Source organism: Variovorax sp. Root473 (assembly GCF_001426505.1).
Classification (GTDB): Bacteria; Pseudomonadota; Gammaproteobacteria; order Burkholderiales; family Burkholderiaceae_C; genus Variovorax.
On sequence record NZ_LMEV01000001.1, the window covers coordinates 146,919 to 168,682 of the forward strand.

Genomic DNA, 21,764 nt, shown 5'->3' on the forward strand with positions numbered 1-21,764 from the left:
GTGAGGTTCAAGCCTTTTTCTTCGAGCCGAGTTTCGACTCCGTGCCGGCCGCGAGCCGGCGGATGTTTTCGCGGTGCCGCCAGATCAGCAGCAGACTCATGGCGATGATCGCGACGAGCACCGTGCGGTCGAGCGGCCACGCGATGTTGCCGCCGATCAGATAGTAGGCCGGCGCAAAGAACGCCGCCACCAGCGACGACAGCGACGAGTAGCGGAAGAAGATCGCGATGATCAGCCAGGTCGCGCCCGTGGCGAGCCCCAGCCAGGGCGCGATGCCCACCAGCACGCCGGCCGCCGTGGCCACGCCCTTGCCGCCCTGGAAGCCGAAGAACACCGGGTACAGGTGGCCCAGGAAGGCCGCCAGGCCCGCCAGCGCCGCCACGCCTTCGCCCAGTCCCCACTGCGCGCCGAACTGGCGAATGAGGAACACCGGCAGCCAGCCCTTCGCCGCATCGAGCAGCAAGGTCGCCAGCGCCGCGCCCTTGTTGCCCGAGCGCAGCACGTTGGTGGCGCCGGGGTTGCCGCTGCCGTAGCTGCGCGGGTCGGCCATGCCGAGCGACTTGCTCACGATGACCGCAAACGACAGCGAACCGATCAGGTACGACGCCACGATGGCAAGGATGGAAGGCAGATCGAAACTCAAGGCGGGTCTCCGGGGAACGGATTGTTGTTGTGCGCCGCCGGCGGCGTGCCCGGCGGGAAAAAGCAAACGCCGGCTATTCTGCCAGCGCGCATTGCACGGGCTTGGCGCCCAGTAGCTTCACGCACACCTGCGGATCGATGCCCACGAGATAGCCGCGCCGCCCGCCGTTGATGGCGATCTTCGGCAGTTCGAGCACGGTCGATTCGATGTAGACCGGCATCTCGCGCCGCGTGCCGAAGGGCGAGGTGCCACCCACCATGTAGCCGCTGTGGCGCTGCGCCACCTCGGGCTTGCAGGGCTCGACCGACTTGGCGCCGGTCTGCCGCGCGAGGTTCTTGGTCGAGACCGTGCGGTTGCCGTGCATCAGCACGATCAGCGGCCTGGCGTCCTGGTCCTGCATCACCAGCGTCTTGACCACCGTGAACGGATCGAAGCCCAGCACCTGCGCGCTGTGCTGCGCGCCGCCGTGCTCCAGGTACTCGTACGGATGCTCGGTGAAGGCGACCTGGTTCGCCCGCAACCACTGGGTCGCGGGCGTTTCGGAAACGTGCGCTTTCTTGCTCACGCTGCGGGGTCGCGGATGTCCCAGCGGATCTTGTCGATCTCGGCCAGCACTTCGGCCGACAGCGTGGTGCCGTACGCGTCCAGGTCTTCGTCGAGCTGCGCCACCGAGGTCACGCCGATGATCGTGCTCGCGACCTGCCACTTGGTGTAGCAGAAGGCCAGCGCGAGCTGCGTCGGAGTCAGGCCGTGGTCGCGCGCGAGCTGGTTGTAGCGCTTGGCTGCACGCAGCGCGTCGGGCTTGCCCCAGCGCTGCTTGCGCACCGATTCGTAGCTGGAGATGCGCGCGCCCTTGGGCGCGTCGGGGCCCTCGATGCCACTCTGGTCGTACTTGCCCGTCAGCAGGCCGAAGGCCAGCGGCGAGTACGCCAGCAGCGACACGCCCAGCCGGTGCATGGTCTCGTCGAGCGCGTTCTCGTGCGCGCGGCTCACCAGGTTGTAGACGTTCTGCACCGACACCACGCGCGGCAGCCCGTGCTGCTCGGCCAGCCGCACGAACTCGTGCACGCCGTAGGGCGTCTCGTTCGACAGGCCGATGGTGCGCACCTTGCCCGCCTTCACCAGCTTGCCCAGCACCTCGAGCTGGTCGTGGATCGGCGTCTGCGAGGTTTCCTTCTCGGGGTTGTAGTGGATGTTGCCGAACACCGGCACGTGGCGCTCGGGCCAGTGGATCTGGTAGAGATCGATCACGTCGGTCTGCAGGCGGCGCAGGCTGCCGTGGCACGAGGCCTCGATGTCGGCCGCCGTCATGCCCGTGCCTTCGCGCACCCAGGGCATGCCACGCGAGGGGCCGGCCACCTTGGTCGCCAGCGTGATCTTCTGGCGCGTGCCGGGATTGGCGGCAAACCAGTTGCCGATGATGGTTTCGGTCGCGCCGCAGGTTTCCTTGCTCGCCGGCACCGCGTACATCTCGGCGGTGTCGATGAAGTCGACGCCGCGCTCGAGCGAACGGTTCAAGACGGCGTGGGCGGTGGGCTCATCGACCTGTTCGCCGAAAGTCATGGTGCCGAGGCAGATCGGGGTGACGTGGAGGTCGCTCTGACCGAGTGGAATCTTTTTCATGCGCGGAATGCTAGCGCGCCCGCGCGGCAGGCGCTGCCCCGCCACCAAGAAACCGGGCGTCGCCCTGTCCTGTGGCGGACTGCGCGTGGCCCGGCCTCTCCGTATCATCGGCCGCCATATGTACCAAGCCCTCCGCCCCTCGCGCAGCGAATTCGTGCCCGTGCGCAACCTGAACTATCACGTCCGCCTCTGGGGCCAGCCGTCGAGCGAGCGACCGCCGCTGGTGCTGGTGCATGGCTGGATGGACGTCGCGGCCTCCTGGCAGTTCGTGGTCGATGCACTGAAGGACGACCGCTTCATCATCGCGCCCGACTGGCGCGGCTTCGGCCTCACCGACGGCGGCGGCGTCGACAACTACTGGCTGCCCGACTACCTGGCCGACCTCGAATGGCTGCTCGACCACTACGCCGGTGAAGGCGAGGATGCGCGCCCGGTCGACCTCGTGGGCCACAGCATGGGCGGCAACGTCGCCATGCACTACGCGGGCGTGCGGCCCGCGCGCATCCGCCGCCTCGTCAACCTCGAAGGCTTCGGCATGCCCGCGCGCCAGCCCGGCGAGGCGCCCGCGCGCTACGGCCAGTGGATCGACGAGCTCAAGGGCCTGCACCGCGGCGAGAAAGCGCTCGCGGGCTATTCGGCGTTGGACGGCGTCGCGCGCCGCCTCATGAAGACCAACCCGCGCCTCACGCCCGACAAGGCCGACTGGCTGGCCAGCCACTGGTCGGCGCAGCAGGCCCAGCCCGACGGCAGCATGCGCTGGCAGATCCTCGGCGAGGCCGCGCACAAGATCGTCAACGCCAACATCTTCCGCGTCGATGAGACGCTGGCGCTGTATGCGCGCATCACCGCGCCCACGCTGATGGTCGAAGCCTCGGACGACAGCCTGCAAGGCTGGTGGAAGGCCCGCTACACGCTCGATGAATTCCACGAGCGCCTGAAGTCCGTGCCCTCCGTGCGCATCGAGCGGCTCGACGACGCGGGCCACATGCTGCACCACGACCAGCCGCAGCGCGTGGCGCAGCTGATCGAAGACTTCCTCGCCTAGTTCTTACGGCTGCGTTGCGCGGCGCAACGCCGCGCGCGCCAGCAGCCGCGTCGAATCGAGCGTCGGCAGCGGCGAATTCGCGTCGCTCATGATCAGCGGGATCTCGGTGCAGCCGAGCACGACCGCATCGCAGCCCTCCTCGTCCTTCAGGCGCCGCATCACGCGCTGGAACGTGGCCACGGCCTCGGGCCTGAAGATGCCGCAGACCAGCTCGTCCATGATGATCCGGCCGATCTCCGCGCGCTCTTCGATGGTGGGGCGGGCGTATTCAAGGCCGCGCGCCGAGAGCTTTTCGGGGTACACCTCGCTGTCGGTCAGCCAGCGCGTGCCCGTGATGCCGATGCGGCGAAAGCCCCGGCGCACGGCCTCCTCGGCCACCACCTCGGCGATGTGCAGCCAGGGCCGTGGCGAACGCGGCGCCACATGGTCGAAGGCCTGGTGGATCGTGTTGTCGGGGCAGATCAGAAAGTCCGCGCCCGCCGCCGCGAGCTTGTGCGCGGAGCCCAGCATCAGCGCGCCCACGCCCGCCAGGTCGCCCGCGTCCAGGCAGCGCGTGTACTCGGCCAGCGACGGCGTGTGCATCGACACCTCGGGGTGCGCATGCGGGCCGAGCAGCGCCGCGCCCTCGATGCAGATGGTCTTGTAGCAAAGGGCCGCGCCTTCGGCGGAGCAGCCGACGATTCCGATGTGCAGGGTCATGCGCCGCATCCTACAAAAGCCGCGGCGGGTTATCCGGCGTGCGGATATGCAAGCGCGCAAATCTTCGTTCGCGCCGCGCGGCGCGCGCCCCAAAGTACGTGGTTCCTCGCGGCTTTCCTGAGCCGCCCTCATGCGTTCTTTCTCCCGCCCACCCTCATGAGCCATACCAGCAGCACGACCCGCAGGCAGCTGCACCTGAACGTCAACATCCTGCATTCGGGCTTCGTGCCCTCGGCCTGGCGCCTGCCGGAGAGCGACCCGTGGGCGTTCGCCGACGTCCACCACTACATCCGCACCGCGCAGATCGCCGAAGCCGCCAAGCTCGACGCCGTGTTCCTGGCCGACAACGCGGCCATCGTCGACCAGATCCATTTCCGGCCCATCACCGCGCTGGAGCCCACCATCCTGCTGGCCTGCGTGGCCGCCGCGACCACGCACATCGGCCTGATCGCCACCGCCTCCACCAGCTACAACGAGCCCTACAACCTCGCGCGCCGCTTCGCCACGCTCGACCACGTGAGCGCGGGCCGCGCCGGCTGGAACATGGTGACCACGGCCGACCTGCCCTCCGCACGCAACTTCGGCCTGGACACCACGCCCGACCACGCCAGGCGCTACGCCCGCGCCTCGGAGTTCGCGGACATCGTCAAGGCGCTGTGGGACAGCTGGGAAGACGACGCCTTCGTCGGCGACAAGGCCACCGGCCGCTTCATCGATCCCGCCAAGGTGCACGCGCTCTCGCACCGCGGCGAGCACTTCGCGGTGCACGGCCCGCTCAACCTGCCACGTGCGCCGCAGGGCCATCCGGTGCTGGTGCAGGCCGGCGCCTCGGCCGACGGGCGCGAGCTGGCGTCGCGCCATGCCGAGGCCGTGTTCTCGGCCTCGCAGTCTTTCGAGGAATCGCAGGCCTACGCACGCGCCCTCAAGACCCGCGCCGCCGAGCTGGGCCGGGGCCCCGATGCGGTGAAGGTGCTGGCCGGCCTCACCACCATCGTCGGCAGCACCGAGGCGGAGGCCCGACGCCGGCGCGACGAACTGGTCGACCTGATTCCCTGGGACTACAGCCTCACGCGCCTGGCCGGCACGCTGGGCATCACGCCCGACCGCCTGAAGCTCGACGAGCGCCTGCCCGACGACCTGCCGCTGCCCGGCAATGGGAACGGCAACCACACCTTCTTCAACGCCGTGGTCGCGGCCGGCCGCACGCACGGCTACACGGTGCGCCAGCTGATCCGCGAACTCGCTGGCGGCGGCGGGCACCGCGTGATCGTGGGCACGCCCGAGCAGATCGCCGACGACATCGAGCACTGGTTCAAGGGGGGCGCAGCGGATGGCTTCAACCTGATGCCGGATGCGCTGCCGCAGGGGCTGCAGGACTTTGTGGAGGGCGTGGTGCCGATCCTGCAGAAGCGCGGGATCTTTCGCACTGAATACGAGGGGCGCACGTTGCGCGATCACCTCGGGTTGGCCCGGCCTGCAGGCCGGGCGGCGCAGCGGCTCGCGGCTTGAGCATTGCCGCGTCGGTCATTCATCGGTGAGCACCAGCAACGTGTCTTGTGCCCAGGACACTGGGTGCTTCCCGCAGCGAAATAAAGGAGGAGGCCGCAGGCCGGGGGACATTCGCGGAGGGAAGTACCCGGTGGCCTGCGCACGCGCCCTGAACGGGCTTCAACCGCCGTCGTCGGCGTCGTCGCCCGTCATGGCGAGCACTTCTTCGACAAAGGCCTCGAAGCGCGGCAACGCGCCGGGCAGCCCGTCAAGTGACGCGCCCTCGCCCGCATCGAAGAAATGCGGCGTGCCGGCGGCAATGGAAACCCACTCCCCGGCCTCGAACAACAACCCCAGATACCCCTCCGCCGTCGGCAGATAGAACAGTCCCGCGCTGTCGAGCGTGCGCTGGCCTTCGGCCTCGCCGCGCCCCCAGCGCACACCGTGGTGCGCCAGGTGATCGGTGATCCAGCCGTCGCACACATGCGTGTCGCGCCAGCTGCCTTGCGCATCGAATACGGCCAGCACGGGCATGGGCAGCGTCCGGGTTATTGCAGGAAGCTGGGCTTGGCGTAGCCCTGGAACTTGCTGTCGACCACCGCCTTGAATTCCTTCGAGCGGTAGGCGTCGGCGAGGTCCTTGGCCCAGGCGGCGTTCTTGTCGGCGCTCTTCACGGCGACCACATTCAGGTAGTAGTCGGGCGTCTTCTCGAGCACCACGGCCTCGGTGAGCTTCAGGCCCGACGAGATCGCGAAGTTGCCGTTGACGATGGCGTACTCGGTGTCGCCCAGCGAACGTGGCAGCTGCGCGGCTTCGAGCGGAATGAACTTCAGCTTCTTCGGGTTCTCGGCCACGTCACGCTCCGACGCGCGCAACGGGTCGATGCCGGTCTTGATGGTGATGAGCTTGTTCTGCTCCAGCAGCACCAGCGCACGCGCCAGGTTGCTCGGGTCGTTCGGCAGCGTCACGCGGTCGCCTTCCTTCACGTCGGCCAGCGTCTTGCGCTTGGTCGAGTACACGCCCATCGGCGCGATCGGACCCTGCACCAGCTCGGCGAGGTCGAGCTTCTGGTCGGCTGAGAACTTCTGCAGGTAGACCCGGTGCTGGAAGAAGTTGGCGTCGAGCGAACCCTGGGCCAGCGCGAGGTTGGGCTGCACGTAGTCGTTGAACTCGACCAGCTTCACCTTGTAGCCCTTCTTCTCCAGGATCGGAATGATGCCGACCTTGAGCTGGTCGGCGTTCGAGCCGGCGGTGCCGCCGATCACGAGGTTCTTCTTGGCGTCTTGCGCCTGCGCCGACAGCGAGAGGCCGCCAAGCGACAGCGCGATGAGGGAAACGGCGAGGACGGAACGGCGCAGCAGTGCGGTTTTCATGGAATGAGCAGAGAAAGAGAAAGGAAAAGAAGAAAGAGAGATCAACGCTTGTCGAGCCGGCGCGCCGTGGTGTTGCCCACGAACTGCAGGATCTGCACCAGCACCACGAGCAGCGCCACGGTGAGCACCATCACGTCGGTCTGGAAGCGGTAGTAGCCGTAGCGGATGGCCAGGTCGCCGATGCCGCCGCCGCCCACCACACCGGCAATCGCCGAGTACGACAGGAAGCTCACGGCCAGCACGGTGAGCGCGAGCACCAGGCCCGAGCGCGCCTCGACCACCAGCACGCGCCAGACGATCTGCAGCTCCGACGCGCCCATGGCATGGGCCGCCTCGATCACGCCGCGCGGCACTTCGCGCAGGCACTGGTCGACCAGCCGCGCAAAGTACGGGATGGCCGCGAACGACAGCGGCACGGCGGCCGCCAGCGGGCCGATGGAGGTGCCGGCGATGATCCGCGTGAACGGCACCAGCGCCACCAGCAGGATGATGAACGGGAAGGACCGCACCGTGTTCACGATCCAGTTGAGGATGTGGAACGCGGGCTTGTTCTCGAGCGACTGGCCCGGGCCCAGCAGGAACAGCAGGATGCCCAGCGGCCCGCCGATGAGCACCGCCGCCGACAGGCCGATGGCCAGCATCAGGAAGGTCTGGCCCGTGGCCGTCCACAGCTCGGGAAGGATGGGGGTGATGTTCTCAAACATAGGCCAGCTCCTGCGCGTTGCGCTCCACCGACGCCACGCGCGGCGCCACGGCTTCGCGCGCCTCGCGTTCGCGGCGGCGCACCAGTTCGTCGATCTCGCGGCCCAGCGCGGTCTTGCGTTCCTCGCTCGGGGCATCGACGGCGAACTGCTCGATGAGGCGGCCCTTTTCGAGGATGGCCACGTTGCGGCACAGCACCTCGACCACCGACAGCTCGTGCGTGACGATCACGATCGTCACGCCGATCTTCTGGTTGATGTCGCGCAGCGTTTCGAGCAGCGCGCGGGTGGTTTCGGTGTCGAGCGCCGAGGTGGGCTCGTCGCACAGCAGCACCTGCGGACGCGGCGCCAGCGCGCGCGCAATGGCCACGCGCTGCTTCTGGCCGCCCGAAAGCTGGGCCGGGTAGGTGTCGATCTTTTCAGCCAGGCCGACGAGGTCGAGGCACTCGCGCACCCGCTCGTTGATCTCGGCCTTGGAGTGGCGGCCGTGGATCTTCAGCGGGAAGGCCACGTTGTCGAACACCGTGGCGTTCTGCAGCAGATTGAATTGCTGGAAGATCATGCCGATGTTCTGGCGCGTGTCGCGCAGCTCGCGGCGCGAAAGCGTCGTGAGGTCGCGCCCGCCGACGAACACCCGGCCCGCGTCGGGCCGCTCCAGCAGGTTGATGAGGCGCAGCAGCGTCGACTTGCCGGCGCCGCTCTTGCCGATCAGGCCGAACACGTCGCCCTGCTGGATATCGAGCGACAGCGATTGCACGGCATCGAACACCTCGCCACTGGGCAAGGCAAAGGACTTCTGCACCGATTGAAGACGGATGACCGGCGCCGCGTTGCCGCGGGCCGCATCAGGCGAAGGGAAGGTCATGAAAGAAGGCGCGGGCCGCAAGGGCGCGATCGCGCAGGTTCGCAAAAAGGTGCCGAGTATGAAAAGAAACAAGCCGAAAGGGAACGAACAAATCGGCTCGTGCTTATATGAAAAAACAGATAAGAAAGACCTCATGGGTTAAGTGGATGCCATATCGATATGAGGATTGGTTCGTTCCCGATCCGCGGCGGCAATGCCACATTCGGCGCCTTCATTTCTTCGATTTCGCGCCACCATGCATTCCACTTTCCGCCGCCGCGGCCTCGTGCTCGCCACCCTGGCCACCGCCCTTCTCACCGCTTTCGCGGGCAATGCGGCCTTTGCGCAGGACAACAGGAACACCGTCAGGGTCGGCATTTCCGTCGGCAGCGCCGAGCAGGTGTTCGAGGTGGTCAGGAAGGTCGCCGCCAAGGACGGCCTGACCGTGCAGGTCGTGGTGTTCAACGACTACCAGCTGCCCAACGCGGCGCTGGCCGCCGGCGACCTCGACGCCAACGCCTTCCAGCACCAGCCCTTCCTGGACAACCAGATCAAGGCGCGCGGCTTCGACCTCGTGCCCGTGGGCCTGACCATCACCGCGCCGCTGGGCTTCTACTCGCGCAAGATCAAGTCGATCGACCAGCTGGCCGACGGCGCCTCGGTCGGCATCCAGAACGACCCGTCCAACGGCAACCGCGCCCTGCTGCTGCTGCAACAGGCCAAGCTCATCACCCTCAAGCCCGAGGCCGTGAAGAACAACAACGCCACGCCGCTGGACGTGGTGACCAACCCCAGGAAGCTCAAGCTGGTGTCGCTGGACGCCGCCCAGCTGCCGCGCTCGCTCGACGACCTGGCCATTTCGGCCATCAACAACGACTACGCCGAGAAGGCCGGCCTGTCGTTCAGCAAGGACGCCGTCATCAAGGAGTCGGCCCAGAGCCCCTACGCCAACCTGATCGCCGTGCGCCGCGCCGACAAGGACAAGCCCTGGGCCAAGCGCCTCGTGGCCGCCTACCAGTCGCCGGAGGTGAAGAGCTTCATCGAGACGCAGTTCAAGGGGTCGCTGATTCCGGCGTTCTGATTTCGGCATCCGCGCCTTCCCCCCGAGAGGGAAGGCGCAATACAGGGGCGCTGCCTGGCGGGTTGGCGGACCGTGAGAAAATGACGGGCTCTCCCGAACACCAACCTCACACAGTCAGGACACCCCATGGACGCAGAACAGATCAACCAAATCGGCGCAATGCTCGCGGACCTGAGCGTCCGTACGGTCGATTTACGGAGGTATCTTTGACTACGATGCCAAAGCTGAACGACTGAGGACAGTCAACGCATCGCTCGAAGACCCGAACGTCTGGAACGACCCCAAGAAGGCCCAGGAACTGGGCAAGGAAAAGAAGTCGCTCGACGACGTGGTCGTCACGCTCGACCGGCTCACCAGCGGCCTGTCGGACAACACCGAGCTCTTCGAGATGTCGAAGGAAGAAGGCGACCTCGACGGCCTGCAGGCCATTGCCGATGACGCCGCCACGCTCGAAACCGACATCAAGCAGCTCGAGTTCCGCCGGATGTTCAACAACCCGGCCGATCCGATGAACGCCTTTGTCGACATCCAGGCCGGCGCCGGCGGCACCGAGGCCTGCGACTGGGCCAGCATGCTGCTGCGTCAGTACCTGAAGTACGCCGAGCGCAAGGGCTTCAAGACGCAGATCGAAGACGAAACGCCCGGCGACACCGCCGGCATCAAGGGCGCGACCATCAAGGTCGAGGGCGACTACGCCTTCGGCCTGCTGCGCACCGAGACCGGCGTGCACCGCCTGGTGCGCAAGTCGCCGTTCGACTCGTCGGGCGGGCGCCACACCAGCTTCGCCTCGATCTTCGTGTACCCCGAGATCGACGATTCGATCGAGATCGAGATCAACCCATCGGATGTGCGCACCGACACCTTCCGCGCCTCGGGCGCCGGCGGCCAGCACATCAACAAGACCGACTCGGCCGTGCGCCTGACGCACATCCCGACCGGCATCGTCGTGCAATGCCAGGACGGCCGCAGCCAGCACAGCAACCGCGACGTGGCGTGGAAGCGCCTGCGCTCGCGCCTGTACGACCACGAGATGCGCAAGCGCCAGGAAGAGCAGCAAAAGCTCGAGGACAGCAAGACCGACGTGGGCTGGGGCCACCAGATCCGCAGCTACGTGCTGGACAACAGCCGCATCAAGGACCTGCGCACCAACGTCGAAGTCTCGGCCACGCAGAAGGTGCTCGACGGCGACCTCGACGTGTTCATCGAAGCCTCGCTCAAGCAAGGCGTCTGAGCGATGAGCCTGAACACCGGCAGGGTCGAAGCCCTGATCTTCGACATGGACGGCACCATGATCGACTCCATGCCCTGGCATGCGCGCTCGTGGGTGACCTTCGCGCAGCGCCACGGCGTGCAGCTCGACGTGAGCGAGATCCTCGCGCGCACCACGGGCCGCACCGGCACCGAAAGCATGCGCGAGCTGTTCGAACGCGAGCTGTCCGATGCCGAGTGCCAGGCGATGGTGCACGAGAAGGAAGAGATCTACCGCGAGCTCTTCCACGACAACTTCACCGAGGTGGCGGGCTTCACCGCCTTCGCCAAGGCCGCGGTGGCACGCGGCCTGAAGGTGGCGGTGGGCACGGCCGGCGACAGGCACAACATCGCGTTCGCCATGTCGCGCCTGAAGATGGACCCGCTGCCGCTGGCCGTCGTCGGCGGCGACGAAGGCTTTTCGGGCAAGCCCACGCCCGCGATCTTCCTGGAAGCCGCGCGCCGCATCGGCGTGGCGCCCGAGCGCTGCATCGTCTTCGAAGACGCACCCTTCGGCATCGAAGCGGCGCGCCGCGGCGGCATGCGCGCCGTGGCCGTGTGCAGCACCCATACGGCCGCCGAGCTGGCCGGCCCCCACGTGATCGCCGCCGTTCGCGACTACAACGAACTGGCCCATTCGAATTTTCTGGAGACCCTCGATGCTGCTTCAGCGTGACGCCCAAGGGCAACCCATTGCCATCCGCCGCGAAGACTATGCCGCGCCGGCGTTCTGGATCGACACCGTCGACCTGACCTTCGACCTCGACCCCGCCAAGACCCGCGTGCTCAACCGCATGCAGCTGCGCCGCAACCCCGAGGTGCCGGCCCAGCCGCTGCGCCTGGACGGCGACGAGCTCAACCTGGCGCGCGTGCTCGTGAACGGCCAGGGCGCCTCGTTCCGCATGGAAGGCGACCAGCTCGTCCTGGACGGCCTGCCGACCGCGGAAGAAGGGGCCTTCGAGCTCGAAATCTTCACCACCTGCTGCCCCATCAAGAACACCAAGCTGATGGGCCTGTTCGTGAGCGAAGACACCTTCTTCACGCAGTGCGAGGCCGAGGGCTTCCGCCGCATCACCTACTTCCTCGACCGTCCCGACGTGATGGCGATGTACACCGTCACGCTGCGCGCCAGCAAGGCCGCCTACCCGGTGCTGCTGTCGAACGGCAACCTCGTCGACCAGGGCGAGCTGCCCGAGGGCCGCCATTTCGCCAAGTGGGTCGACCCCTTCAAGAAACCCAGCTACCTGTTCGCCCTGGTGGCGGGCAAGCTCGTGGCGCGCGAGCAGCGCATCACCGCGCGCAGCGGCAAGGAGCATCTGCTGCAGGTGTACGTGCGCGCCGGCGACCTCGACAAGACCGAGCACGCCATGAACTCGCTCGTCAACTCCGTGCTGTGGGACGAAGCCCGCTTCGGCCTGCCGCTGGACCTGGACCGCTTCATGATCGTGGCCACCAGCGACTTCAACATGGGCGCCATGGAGAACAAGGGCCTGAACATCTTCAACACGAAGTACGTTCTGGCCAACCAGGCCACCGCCACCGACGCCGACTACAGCAACATCGAAAGCGTGGTCGGCCACGAGTACTTCCACAACTGGAGCGGCGACCGCGTGACCTGCCGCGACTGGTTCCAGCTCTCGCTGAAGGAAGGCCTCACCGTCTTCCGTGACCAGGAGTTCAGCCAGGACCTGTGCGCCGACGCCTCGGCCCGCGCCGTCAAGCGCATCGAGGACGTGCGCGTGCTGCGCACCGCCCAATTCCCCGAAGACGCCGGCCCCATGGCCCACCCGGTGCGGCCCGACAGCTACATCGAGATCAGCAACTTCTACACCGTCACCATCTACGAAAAGGGTGCCGAGGTCGTTCGCATGATGCAGACGCTGGTCGGCCGCGCAGGCTTCGAAAAGGGCATCACCCTGTACTTCGAGCGCCACGACGGCCAGGCCGTGACCTGCGACGACTTCGCCCAGGCCATTGCCGATGCCAACCCCGACTCCGAACTGGCCCGCCTGCTGCCCCAGTTCAAGCGCTGGTACAGCCAGGCCGGCACGCCCCGCCTGGCCGCGCACGGCGTGTACGACGCGCAGAACCGCAGCTACACCCTGAGCGTGGTGCAAAGCTGCCCGCCCACGCCGGGCCAGCAGACAAAAGAACCCTTCGTCATCCCGCTGAACATCGGCCTGCTCGACGCCACCACCGGCCGCGAGCTGCCCATGCAGCTCGAGGGCGAAAGCGACGTCGCGCGCGGTACGCGCACCATCGTGCTGTCGCGCGCCGGCGAGCAGGTCACCTTCGTGGGCCTGGACGCCGAGCCCGTGCCGTCGATCCTGCGCGGCTTCAGCGCGCCGGTGATCCTCGACTTTGCGTACACCGACGCCCAGCTGCTCACCCTGCTGGCCAACGACCCCGATCCGTTCAACCGCTGGGAGGCCGGCCAGCGCCTGGGCCTGCGCGCCGCGCTGCAAGCCATTGCCGCGCACGCCACCGACACCACGCCGGTGCTGAACGACGCCTACCTCGACGCCATGCGCGGCGTGCTGCGCCACCCGCAGCTCGACGCCGCCTTCAAGGAACTGGTGCTCACGCTGCCGTCGGAAACCTACATCGCCGAACAGCTCGACGTGGTCGATCCGCAGCGCGTGCACCTCGTGCGCGAAGCCATGCGCGCCCAGCTCGCCACCGCCCTCTTCGCCGACTGGGAACAGGCTTACGAAGACAACAAGGACACCGGCGCCTACACGCCCGACCCGACCTCGTCGGGCCGCCGCGCGCTGGCCGGCATGGCGCTGAACTTCCTGTGCCTGGCGGCACGCGCCTCGGGCGACACCGTGTGGCCGGGCAAGACGCTGCAGCGCTTCAAGGACGCGGGCAACATGACCGACCGCTTCAATGCGCTCAACGCCCTCGTGTCCTCGGGCCACACCCTGGCCGCGCAGGCGCTTGCGCGCTTCCACGCCATGTTCAAGGACGAGGCGCTGGTCATCGACAAGTGGTTCTCGCTGCAGGCCGGCGCCAGCGACCGCGGCGGCGACATCCTGCCGCTGGTCAAGCAGCTCATGAAGCACCCCGACTTCTCGCTGAAGAACCCCAACCGCGCGCGCAGCGTGATCTTCAGCTACTGCAGCGGCAACCCCGGCGCCTTCCACCGCGCCGACGCCGCCGGCTACGTGTTCTGGAGCGATCGCGTGATCGAACTCGACGCCATCAACCCCCAGGTGGCCGCACGCCTGGCGCGCGCGCTCGACCGCTGGAGCAAGCTGGCCGAGCCCTACCGCAGCGCCGCACGCGAAGCGATTGCCCGCGTGGCCGCCAAGCCCGACCTCAGCAAAGACACCCACGAAGTCGTCACCCGCGCCCTCGCCGGTAATTGAGCTCTCCCCCAGGCTTCGCGCACTTCGTGTCGCTTCTCCAACCCCCTCACCGGGGGCAACACCAGCGGCCCGGCAAAGCCGGTTCCGCGGTGTTCCACGAACAGACCCTCTCATTTGGATAGGACAGATCCCATGGCACAGCAAAAAATCTCCTTCACCCGCTACCTCGTCGAGCAGCAACGCGCCGACGGCCTCATTCCCGGCCAGCTGCGCCTGTTGCTCGAAGTGGTCGCCCGCGCCTGCAAGAGCATCAGCCAGGCCGTCAACAAGGGTGCGCTGGGCGGCGTGCTCGGCACGGCCGAGAGCGAGAACGTGCAGGGCGAAATCCAGAAGAAGCTGGACATCATCGCCAACGAAGTGCTCATTGAGGCCAACGAATGGGGCGGCCACCTCGCGGCCATGGCCAGCGAGGAGATGGAAACCATCCACGTGGTGCCCAACCGCTACCCGCAAGGCGAATACCTGCTCATGTTCGACCCGCTCGACGGCAGCAGCAACATCGACGTCAACGTGAGCATCGGCACCATCTTCAGCGTGCTGAAGAAGCCCGACGACACCCCCGGCGTGCAGGAAGCCGACTTTCTGCAGCCCGGCACCCAGCAGGTGGCGGCCGGCTACTGCATCTACGGCCCGCAGACCACCCTCGTGCTCACCGTGGGCAACGGCGTGGCCATGTTCACGCTCGACCGCGAGCAAGGCAGCTTCGTGCTCACGCAGGAAGACATCCAGATTCCGGCCGACACCAAGGAATTTGCCATCAACATGAGCAACATGCGCCACTGGGACGAGCCCGTGAAGCGCTACATCGACGAATGCCTGGCCGGCAAGGAAGGCCCGCGCGGCAAGGACTTCAACATGCGCTGGATTGCCAGCATGGTGGCCGACGTGCACCGCATCCTGATGCGCGGCGGCGTCTTCATGTACCCGTGGGACAAGCGCGAGCCTGAAAAGGCCGGCAAGCTGCGCCTGATGTACGAGGCCAACCCCATGAGCTGGCTCGTCGAGCAGGCCGGCGGCGCAGCCACCAACGGCAAGCAGCGCATCCTCGACCTGAAGCCCACCAAACTGCACGAGCGCGTGAGCGTAATGTTGGGTTCGCGTCACGAAGTCGAGCGTTTGACGCAGTACCACGCCGAGAAGCCTTGATTTCTTGGCTATAATCTGAGGCTTCGCCGGTGTAGCTCAGTCGGTAGAGCAGCTCATTCGTAATGAGAAGGTCGGGTGTTCGATTCATCTCTCCGGCACCAATTGAAAAGCCCGCTATCCAAAAGGTAGCGGGCTTTTTTCGTTGTGCGGAATGCATGGCGGCCACTCTGCGAGTAGCTCGCCTATGTTCAATCAGTCGCTGCCGCCCACGCCTCCACTCGCTGCACTAACGTATCCCGCCGCGCCGCCACCTCCGCCAGCAGGTACTGCCGCGCCTGCTCCTGCGCCACGTCGTTCGACCGAAACCAATGCTCGCGCTCGGCACTGCCTTGCGGCGGTGGCGTGCCCCACCCTGCTTCTCCAGCAGCACCTCGAAAGGCCTCGGTCATGGGCAGGCGGCCATCGGTCTTGCCGATGCTCGACAGTGCATCGGGCGGGCCATCGAGCGCGATGCGCACGTGCACGACGCCCTCGCCTTCGGTGCGGATCGATGCACCCAGGCCACCTTCGCGGTGCACGCGCCACAACTCGGCAGCGGAGGCGTTGCGGACCCAGCTCTCCAGCGCGCGGACCAGGCTCTCGAGAATGATCTGTTGGTTCATGGGGAATATTTCATCCGGTTCTATCGGGTGTCGGCAAGCAGCCACGTTGCGAACAGGCCAAAAGGCCGTTGTAACTTCTTGCCTTGGCGCCTGCGCTATATTTCTTCGCATGGAAAAGGCATCCGACATAGGTAAACCCACGGTTCCGATCGATCTCATCGGGCCGGAGCATTGGACCCGTTCACGGCGCGGCCCTCGCCGTACGACGAAGGTGCTCTTCATCTTGATCGGGGGCCTCGCAGCAGCCACCGCGGTGGCCTACAGCTTCTTCGGCGCGGGGCGCTGAACACAAGCAAGCCACTCCCCTTCATTCGTCACCCACACATACGCATCGCTCGCGCATCGCGAGCCGCACGAGACAAAGCCCGCTGTCCGTTGATCCAACGGGCAGCGGGCTTTTTCCCTGTGCGCGAAATTGAACCGTTGTCAGCGGGACCACGACCCGCGGCCTGCCATTGTTCCGATGGACATCAGGTTGTGACACATGAACTTGAGCAGTGGCCGCAAGCTGCCTGTTGTCAGGTATTTGATCCGACTGACTTGGCGCCCAATGCCATCCATCACCGGGATGATGAACACGTCGACTGGCGTACCTCGCGGGCGCTGCCGCAGTGGGGGAACGCGTGCGGTGCGGCGAGCCGGGCGATGCGGTGGTGAGAGCGCATGAATCTCCTTCCCTATGGATACACTTGGGCGCCCGCAGCTGGCTGCGGACACACTTTCCCTCATGGGCAATGACCCGAATCTCTGAATGGGCCGCGTCCCGCATGCGCGCTCTCCCCAAGCGGTCCTTCGTCAACTGGCTCGTTCCCATCGCGCTGGCTTGCCTGGTACTGGTCTTGCAGGCGGGCGGTGAACCGGTGTACGAAGCGCTGCGCTACGAACGCGTGGCCGTGCTCGGCGGACAGCCCTGGCGCCTGCTTTCGGCGCATGCGGTGCATCTCGGCTGGGCGCACGGCCTGATGAACGCGGGTGGGCTGGCGCTGTGCGCCGCGCTCGCGGCAGGCACCCGCAGCTGGCGCGCCTGGGCCGCCGCGATCCTTGTGCTGGCCTTCGGCGTGGGGATTCTGCTGGTGGTCGCATCGCCCCAGGCCACGAACTACGCGGGCCTCTCAGGCGTGCTCTACGGGCTGTTCATCTGGGTGCTGATGCCGCGCGCCTTGCGCGGCGATCGCACGGCCTGGATCGTTCTGATCGCCGTCGTTGCACGCATCGGCTGGCAGATGTTCCATCCGCCCTCGCACGCGCAGCGCGTGCTGATCGGTGGGGAGGTGATGGTCGAGGCCCACCTGTACGGTGCGCTGTGCGCACTGGTCCTCTGCCTCTGGCAGGGTGCGTGGCCGCACTTGCGGCGGGCTTGAGCTGGCGCCGCTCCGAGCCTGTCTTCACGTCCCTCGTCGACGCCTTCCTCCCACTCTCACGAGACGCTGCTCCGGTACTCAAGACCCCGCCAATGGCAACGGCCATGCTGCGTCGTTCGCCTTCCCGCTGGGCATCGTCCTCGACAAGAAGGGAAGCTGTTCGTTGCGGGGCGCGGAAAACCTCCTGCGCAAGCTCACGCCCGCTGGCGATATCACGACCTTCGCAGGCGGTTTTCGGTGCCGGCTACATCGCTCTCAGGGCCGACGGCGGCGGGCGACCGCAAACGCCGCGAGGCCGGCCAGCACCAGTGCAAGATCGCCCGCGTCCAGCGATCCGCCGCTTCTGCTGAACGGGAAGGCGATCGACATCGCTGGCGGCGGCAGCGGAGGCTCCGTCGTCGTCGGCGGCGGTCCGTTGTCCGGCGCGTAGGGCTCGATGTCGTAGGCGTAGAGCTTGACACTCGTCCCCTCCTTGGGGCTCTCTGCCTGCATGGCGACGAACCCGCCAACAGACGCCTGCCGCTGACTGATGGCGTTCCCGGCGTCCCTGTTCGGGGTCTCGCCATCGACCACTTCCTTCAGAACATGATGTTGCTTGACACCGTCCCTGTCGGTATACAGGAACATCTTCATCTCGCCGGTCTTCGGGTCGATGGGCGTGTTGAACCACACCGCCTGATCCAGCGCTCTCTCAGCGATCTGCGAGCCCTCCTGGCCGTTCGTCTGTCGCGTGATCAGCGAATGCTGACCCGCCACGACGGTGCCATTCGCTCCATTGCCCCTGAACATGACATGCGGGTAGGCATTGGTGCCATGGATGAAGCTCTGCATCGTGTGTCCTTCCTGAGCGGCGTAAGGTCCTGCGGCAGGACTCTTCGCCTCTTCGAAGACGAACTTGAGGTTGTCCTGGGCCAGGGCGGGTTCATTCGCGGGCGCATTCGAATTGGGCAATGGCACAAGGATGCCGCCACGGACGATGACGGGCGTGCGCGACAGCGATTCCGGCGAAGCCGCCGTCGCGGGCTTGCTTCGGTTGGTCAAAGCAGCAGCGTGCTTCTGTCCATTGAGATCCGTCTCCCCCGACACGACCATGTACGTTCTCCCGGGTTCAAATCTCGTGACAGGTCGCCAGGCTTTCTCCGTCGCCGCATGCTTGTGCAACCGCAATCCGAACGGGTTGGCTACCGGGTCACGTGGCGACAGGATGAGCGTGTTGCGACCATGTTTCGGCACAGCCCTCATTTCCGTGACACCGGACGCTCTCGCCATGCCGTCGCTGCCATAGGAGGTCTTGTACTGTTTGAAGGGGGTCACGCCGTCACTGAAGCGAACCTCCGCGTAGGAAAGGGGTGCCTCCAGCGCGTTGGCGGCCTCCATCCACCCGACAGTCATCTTTCCAAAGGACAGCACGAACGTCGCCGTGTTCTCCGCATAGGCGGTTGCCGGGGCGGGCCCCCTCGCGGTCACCGTGACATGGCAGGGCTTGCCGGGAACCACAGCGCAGTCGGGCGGGTTGAACTTCATGCTCTCAACGGCAAATCCCGAGGGCAGGGAGACGTTGGCAGCGGTGAAAACGACGTTCTTCGTTTCGACCGGCACATTGATGTCGAGCATCGCCTGAGCGTTCTTGCCGCCCCAGGTCCGGGCTTTGAAGGATTCGCCGCCGTAGCTGAAAGTCGCGGTGACGCCGTTCGGCGGCAAGCCCGCATCGATGAGGTACTGCTCCGGATTCGTCGTGGCCCAGTACGCCTCCTTCGGTCGGCCGACCCCAGACCATGGATACCCGTTGATGTGATAGCCCGGGTCCGTCATCCCCCACCATGTGACCCGGTGCACGCCCCCTTTGTACTCGGGGTGACGACCTCCCGGGCCCGCAGCGTATTCCTTGAGCAGGCTGAAAAGCTTCGCGTACTGGATGCCCTGCTCCATGAACAGGGCCTCCATTTCAGGGCCATTCTGAATCCGCTGGCCTTTGTCCAGGCCCAGGGTTGGCGCGAGATCCAGCTCGGTGAGATCGACATTCACCCCGGCTTCGAGATAGGCCTTGATGGTCCTCTCGAAGGCGTCCATATTGAGCCTCATGTCCCAGTGCCCCTGCGTGCCGATGACGTCGATCAGCGGCCTGGGATTTCCCTTGGCATCTCGAAGTACCCGCCCTTTACCTGCGGCCGATTCTGCCGCGTACCGCTCATTGAACTCCTTGACCATCGCAGCGATCGCGGTTGCCTTGGAGGCTCGCTCGTTGTCGTTGAAGTCGTTGTAGTTCAGGATCGCTGTTGTGTTTTGGCGTGCGTAGTAGAACGCGTCGTACATGTAATCCCAGCTTTTTCCACCCTTGGAATAGGCTTGGGCCCACCGGGACGGCCGCTCCTCGGGGCTGTAGCCGGTTCGCAGGGCGTTCCGCCAGTCGGCGGGATTGTCGGGGTTGTCTTTGAACGCCTCGTTGACGACGTCCCAGGCGTAGGCCTTGAAGGGTTCCCGATCGAAATGGCCGGCCACGGTCCGGACGTAATGCTCCAGGTTCGTCTTCGCCGTTGCGTGGTCCCACGGAGTTTCCCATCCGCCACTCGCAGTCAGAACGTTGGGGGCGGGCCATTGCGCCGACTGGTTGTGCCAGAGCAGCACGTGCCCGGTGACCTTGACGCCGCGCGCATTGGCTGCGCTGATGTCGGCGTTGATGCCCGAGGTCAAGTTGGTGAGGAAATTCGGGGTTGGATTGCTGATCCCTCCATTCCAGAAATCCGGCTTCATCGCGTTGCTGGGCGTCACCGCATTGAAGTGTTTCAAGGTCATGGCGGCGACCGAGTTTTCACCCGGCACCACGTCGGTGCCGAAGTTGCGCGCGTCGAGATTCGTGCTGCCGATCAGGAAGTAGTTCTTGTACACATCCTTCAGCGCCGGCCAATCGGCAGGGTTCGCAGGCCGCTCGGCCGCCAGGGCGGCGTTCGCGATCACAAGTCCGGTGGGCAGCGCAATCAACAGACGCTTGACGTCCAGTCTGCTGAACATGATTCCGATCCTCCTCGTGATTCCGACGATCGGAGATATCTCGTGGGGTGGCTCTGCGGCAGACACCTTTGCGCATATCGCAGATCGACGTTCGATGGTCAGATGCATGCTTGTCTCCTTGGGTTGAAAGGAATCACTCCCGGGCGGGAACGCGCTCCGGACTTCAATGGACATCGCCGAACACCAGCACCTCCATCACGGCGAGTGCGGGGTCCCCATGAGGCGCCCGGCCGTCACAGCCGCGCTCCCTGCAGCAGGCCGCGCTCGGCCAGGTTGCCGATGAAGGCGCGCAGGCCGAAATGCCAGGGCGGCGCGGTCTCGCAATGCGTCACCCGGTTCCTCAGGCTGCCCAGCCAGTGGCTGTGGATGGTGACCACGTCACCCAGCTTGTGGGTGAAGCCGCCGCCCGGCTCGTCCCGGTCTTCGGTGGGCGCGAACAGCGTGCCCAGGAACAGCATGAAGCCGTCGGGATACTGGTGGCAGGCCAGCGTCTGCGCCACCAGGTCGAGCGGGTCGCGGCTGATGCTGGCCATGGTGTTGATGCCGCGCAGCGTGTAGCCGTCGTCGCCGGTCACGTGCAGGTGCACGGTCTCGCGGCGCAACGCGTCCAGGCCGAAGTGGCCATCGAACAGGCGGATGAAGGGGCCAATGGCGCAGGACGCGTTGTTGTCCTTGGCCTTGCCAAGCAGCAGCGCGCTGCGGCCTTCGATGTCGCGCAGGTTGACGTCGTTGCCCAGCGCGGCGCCCACGATGTCACCGCGGCTGTTGACGGCCAGCACCACCTCGGGCTCGGGGTTGTTCCAGGTCGATTCGGCGCGGATGCCGATGTCCTGGCCATGCCCCACCGATGCCAGCACCGGCGCCTTGGTGAAGACCTCGGCATCGGGCCCGATGCCGACCTCCAGGTATTGCGACCACAGCTTCTTCTGCTGCAGCAGGTTCTTCAGCGCCAGTGCCTGGGCCGAACCGGGGCGGATGTCGGACAGGCTGGTGCCGATCAGCGCCGTGATCTGGCTGCGCAGCGCGAGCGCACGACTGGCGTCGCCGCCGGCCTGCTCCTCGATCACGCGTTCGATCATGCTGGCGGCGAAGGTCACGCCAGCGGCCTTGACGACCTGCAGGTCGCAGGGCGCCAGCAACCAGGGAATGGCAGGGTCCTGGCCTTGCGCCTTGCTGTTGTCGAGCAGCGCATCGACGCTGCACAGGAACTCGCCGGTCACCGAACGCACGGCTTGCGCCGGCTGGTCGGTCTCCAGCAGCGTGCTCACGGTGGCGAAGTGCTTGCTCAGATCGAACACGCCATCGTGGCGCAGCACCACCACGGCCGGACCGGCGAGCGTGCCCGGACGCCAGGCGCGGCCCACGAGCGTTCCGGCCAGGCCGTCCTGCGGCAGCGCCCGGTGCAGGCCATCGGTGCGCACCGGCATGGCCGTCGTTGTTGCAGTCATTCGGATTTCCCTGGGGCTTGATCAATGGTGGTGCGGCGTGCGTTTGGCGATGCGGCGGCACTTCTGGGGGATGGGCTGGGCG

The 21,764-nt window shown here is 66.3% G+C and carries 20 protein-coding genes and 1 tRNA gene; 10 read left to right on the plus strand and 11 right to left on the minus strand.

What is annotated here, in order from left to right; all coding sequences use genetic code 11:
• Positions 1–7 precede the first annotated feature (7 nt).
• The 3 genes from plsY to ASD34_RS00695 form a co-directional block, all read right to left on the minus strand.
• A complete protein-coding gene (gene plsY, locus ASD34_RS00685; protein ID WP_056571708.1) occupies positions 8–643 on the minus strand; it encodes a glycerol-3-phosphate 1-O-acyltransferase PlsY in 636 nt (211 codons plus the stop codon).
• A gap of 73 nt (positions 644–716) precedes the next feature.
• A complete protein-coding gene (locus ASD34_RS00690; RefSeq protein ID WP_056571711.1) occupies positions 717–1,208 on the minus strand; it encodes an aminoacyl-tRNA deacylase in 492 nt (163 codons plus the stop codon).
• Positions 1,205–2,266 carry an aldo/keto reductase gene (locus ASD34_RS00695; RefSeq protein ID WP_056571714.1) on the minus strand — a complete coding sequence of 354 codons (1,062 nt, stop codon included), beginning with the start codon at positions 2,264–2,266 and terminating at the stop codon, positions 1,205–1,207. The genes ASD34_RS00690 and ASD34_RS00695 overlap by 4 nt, the downstream gene beginning before the upstream one ends.
• A 118-nt stretch (positions 2,267–2,384) precedes the next feature.
• Between ASD34_RS00695 and ASD34_RS00700 the strand changes: the two genes are divergently transcribed.
• On the plus strand, positions 2,385–3,311 hold the full coding sequence (locus ASD34_RS00700) for an alpha/beta fold hydrolase (protein ID WP_056571717.1): 927 nt from the start codon (positions 2,385–2,387) through the stop codon (positions 3,309–3,311).
• A 3-nt stretch (positions 3,312–3,314) separates the two neighbouring features.
• Here the strand turns inward: ASD34_RS00700 and ASD34_RS00705 are convergent, their stop codons facing one another.
• Positions 3,315–4,010 (minus strand): aspartate/glutamate racemase family protein, encoded by a 696-nt coding sequence (locus tag ASD34_RS00705; RefSeq protein ID WP_056571720.1) that lies wholly within the window; start codon positions 4,008–4,010, stop codon positions 3,315–3,317.
• A 156-nt stretch (positions 4,011–4,166) separates the two neighbouring features.
• Here ASD34_RS00705 and ASD34_RS00710 point away from each other — a divergent pair, with 156 nt between their 5' ends.
• Positions 4,167–5,519, plus strand: coding sequence for an LLM class flavin-dependent oxidoreductase (locus ASD34_RS00710; RefSeq protein ID WP_056571723.1), 1,353 nt, complete (start codon positions 4,167–4,169; stop codon positions 5,517–5,519).
• A 159-nt stretch (positions 5,520–5,678) separates the two neighbouring features.
• On the opposite strand, the gene ASD34_RS00715 is transcribed toward ASD34_RS00710, so the two are convergent.
• From ASD34_RS00715 to ASD34_RS00730, 4 genes are read right to left on the minus strand one after another with little or no spacing between them, the layout of a single operon-like run.
• A complete protein-coding gene (locus tag ASD34_RS00715; RefSeq protein WP_056571725.1) occupies positions 5,679–6,032 on the minus strand; it encodes a hypothetical protein in 354 nt (117 codons plus the stop codon).
• Positions 6,033–6,046: 14 nt separating this feature from the next.
• Positions 6,047–6,871: a MetQ/NlpA family ABC transporter substrate-binding protein gene (locus ASD34_RS00720; RefSeq protein ID WP_056571728.1), complete on the minus strand. Its 825-nt coding sequence runs from the start codon at positions 6,869–6,871 to the stop codon at positions 6,047–6,049.
• Positions 6,872–6,912: 41 nt separating this feature from the next.
• On the minus strand, positions 6,913–7,575 hold the full coding sequence (locus tag ASD34_RS00725; RefSeq protein WP_056571730.1) for a methionine ABC transporter permease: 663 nt from the start codon (positions 7,573–7,575) through the stop codon (positions 6,913–6,915).
• Positions 7,568–8,437 carry a methionine ABC transporter ATP-binding protein gene (locus tag ASD34_RS00730; protein WP_056571733.1) on the minus strand — a complete coding sequence of 290 codons (870 nt, stop codon included), beginning with the start codon at positions 8,435–8,437 and terminating at the stop codon, positions 7,568–7,570. Before ASD34_RS00730 ends, ASD34_RS00725 begins: the two co-directional genes overlap by 8 nt.
• Between ASD34_RS00730 and ASD34_RS27335 the strand changes: the two genes are divergently transcribed.
• From ASD34_RS27335 to ASD34_RS00760, 7 genes are all read left to right on the plus strand, one after another.
• Positions 8,436–8,579, plus strand: a complete 144-nt coding sequence (locus ASD34_RS27335; protein WP_157609596.1) for a hypothetical protein — start codon at positions 8,436–8,438, stop codon at positions 8,577–8,579. The genes ASD34_RS00730 and ASD34_RS27335 overlap by 2 nt on opposite strands.
• Positions 8,580–8,672: 93 nt before the next feature.
• The gene (locus ASD34_RS00735; RefSeq protein WP_056571736.1) at positions 8,673–9,497 is read left to right on the plus strand and encodes a MetQ/NlpA family ABC transporter substrate-binding protein; all 825 of its coding nucleotides are present in this window, start codon (positions 8,673–8,675) and stop codon (positions 9,495–9,497) included.
• Between the two features lie 126 nt (positions 9,498–9,623).
• Positions 9,624–10,728, plus strand: a protein-coding gene (prfB, locus tag ASD34_RS00740; protein ID WP_157609597.1) for a peptide chain release factor 2 whose coding sequence is annotated in 2 segments (ribosomal slippage) — positions 9,624–9,704 and positions 9,706–10,728 — 1,104 coding nt in all. Because the reading frame shifts where the segments join, the coding sequence is not laid out codon by codon here.
• Between the two features lie 3 nt (positions 10,729–10,731).
• The gene (locus ASD34_RS00745; protein WP_056571742.1) at positions 10,732–11,421 is read left to right on the plus strand and encodes an HAD family hydrolase; all 690 of its coding nucleotides are present in this window, start codon (positions 10,732–10,734) and stop codon (positions 11,419–11,421) included.
• On the plus strand, positions 11,405–14,116 hold the full coding sequence (pepN, locus tag ASD34_RS00750) for an aminopeptidase N (protein WP_056571746.1): 2,712 nt from the start codon (positions 11,405–11,407) through the stop codon (positions 14,114–14,116). Before ASD34_RS00745 ends, pepN begins: the two co-directional genes overlap by 17 nt.
• Positions 14,117–14,248: 132 nt before the next feature.
• A complete protein-coding gene (locus tag ASD34_RS00755; protein ID WP_056571748.1) occupies positions 14,249–15,262 on the plus strand; it encodes a class 1 fructose-bisphosphatase in 1,014 nt (337 codons plus the stop codon).
• A 25-nt stretch (positions 15,263–15,287) separates the two neighbouring features.
• Positions 15,288–15,363 (plus strand) — tRNA-Thr (locus tag ASD34_RS00760).
• Between the two features lie 87 nt (positions 15,364–15,450).
• On the opposite strand, the gene ASD34_RS27695 is transcribed toward ASD34_RS00760, so the two are convergent.
• Positions 15,451–15,864 carry a hypothetical protein gene (locus tag ASD34_RS27695; RefSeq protein WP_056571751.1) on the minus strand — a complete coding sequence of 138 codons (414 nt, stop codon included), beginning with the start codon at positions 15,862–15,864 and terminating at the stop codon, positions 15,451–15,453.
• Positions 15,865–16,598: 734 nt separating this feature from the next.
• Between ASD34_RS27695 and rrtA the strand changes: the two genes are divergently transcribed.
• A complete protein-coding gene (gene rrtA, locus ASD34_RS00770) occupies positions 16,599–17,225 on the plus strand; it encodes a rhombosortase (protein WP_082548452.1) in 627 nt (208 codons plus the stop codon).
• Positions 17,226–17,480: 255 nt separating this feature from the next.
• Here the strand turns inward: rrtA and ASD34_RS00775 are convergent, their stop codons facing one another.
• Both ASD34_RS00775 and ASD34_RS00780 read right to left on the minus strand, forming a co-directional pair.
• The gene (locus tag ASD34_RS00775; RefSeq protein ID WP_200937487.1) at positions 17,481–20,342 is read right to left on the minus strand and encodes an endo-1,4-beta-xylanase; all 2,862 of its coding nucleotides are present in this window, start codon (positions 20,340–20,342) and stop codon (positions 17,481–17,483) included.
• A 125-nt stretch (positions 20,343–20,467) separates the two neighbouring features.
• Positions 20,468–21,682, minus strand: a complete 1,215-nt coding sequence (locus ASD34_RS00780; RefSeq protein ID WP_056571760.1) for a fumarylacetoacetate hydrolase family protein — start codon at positions 21,680–21,682, stop codon at positions 20,468–20,470.
• Between the last annotated feature and the right edge of the window lie 82 nt (positions 21,683–21,764).

What these genes read in the sequence shown, in the direction of transcription:
- ASD34_RS00730 (WP_056571733.1), bottom strand. Translation starts at nt 8,437, where the DNA reads ATGACCTTCCCTTCGCCTGATGCGGCCCGCGGCAACGCGGCGCCGGTC.
- ASD34_RS27695 (WP_056571751.1), bottom strand. Translation starts at nt 15,864, where the DNA reads ATGAACCAACAGATCATTCTCGAGAGCCTGGTCCGCGCGCTGGAGAGC.
- pepN (WP_056571746.1), top strand. Translation starts at nt 11,405, where the DNA reads ATGCTGCTTCAGCGTGACGCCCAAGGGCAACCCATTGCCATCCGCCGC.
- ASD34_RS27335 (WP_157609596.1), top strand. Translation starts at nt 8,436, where the DNA reads ATGAAAGAAGGCGCGGGCCGCAAGGGCGCGATCGCGCAGGTTCGCAAA.
- rrtA (WP_082548452.1), top strand. Translation starts at nt 16,599, where the DNA reads ATGACCCGAATCTCTGAATGGGCCGCGTCCCGCATGCGCGCTCTCCCC.
- ASD34_RS00755 (WP_056571748.1), top strand. Translation starts at nt 14,249, where the DNA reads ATGGCACAGCAAAAAATCTCCTTCACCCGCTACCTCGTCGAGCAGCAA.
- ASD34_RS00710 (WP_056571723.1), top strand. Translation starts at nt 4,167, where the DNA reads ATGAGCCATACCAGCAGCACGACCCGCAGGCAGCTGCACCTGAACGTC.
- ASD34_RS00745 (WP_056571742.1), top strand. Translation starts at nt 10,732, where the DNA reads ATGAGCCTGAACACCGGCAGGGTCGAAGCCCTGATCTTCGACATGGAC.
- ASD34_RS00705 (WP_056571720.1), bottom strand. Translation starts at nt 4,010, where the DNA reads ATGACCCTGCACATCGGAATCGTCGGCTGCTCCGCCGAAGGCGCGGCC.
- ASD34_RS00695 (WP_056571714.1), bottom strand. Translation starts at nt 2,266, where the DNA reads ATGAAAAAGATTCCACTCGGTCAGAGCGACCTCCACGTCACCCCGATC.
- ASD34_RS00720 (WP_056571728.1), bottom strand. Translation starts at nt 6,871, where the DNA reads ATGAAAACCGCACTGCTGCGCCGTTCCGTCCTCGCCGTTTCCCTCATC.
- ASD34_RS00775 (WP_200937487.1), bottom strand. Translation starts at nt 20,342, where the DNA reads ATGCATCTGACCATCGAACGTCGATCTGCGATATGCGCAAAGGTGTCT.
- ASD34_RS00780 (WP_056571760.1), bottom strand. Translation starts at nt 21,682, where the DNA reads ATGACTGCAACAACGACGGCCATGCCGGTGCGCACCGATGGCCTGCAC.
- ASD34_RS00735 (WP_056571736.1), top strand. Translation starts at nt 8,673, where the DNA reads ATGCATTCCACTTTCCGCCGCCGCGGCCTCGTGCTCGCCACCCTGGCC.
- ASD34_RS00700 (WP_056571717.1), top strand. Translation starts at nt 2,385, where the DNA reads ATGTACCAAGCCCTCCGCCCCTCGCGCAGCGAATTCGTGCCCGTGCGC.
- ASD34_RS00715 (WP_056571725.1), bottom strand. Translation starts at nt 6,032, where the DNA reads ATGCCCGTGCTGGCCGTATTCGATGCGCAAGGCAGCTGGCGCGACACG.
- ASD34_RS00725 (WP_056571730.1), bottom strand. Translation starts at nt 7,575, where the DNA reads ATGTTTGAGAACATCACCCCCATCCTTCCCGAGCTGTGGACGGCCACG.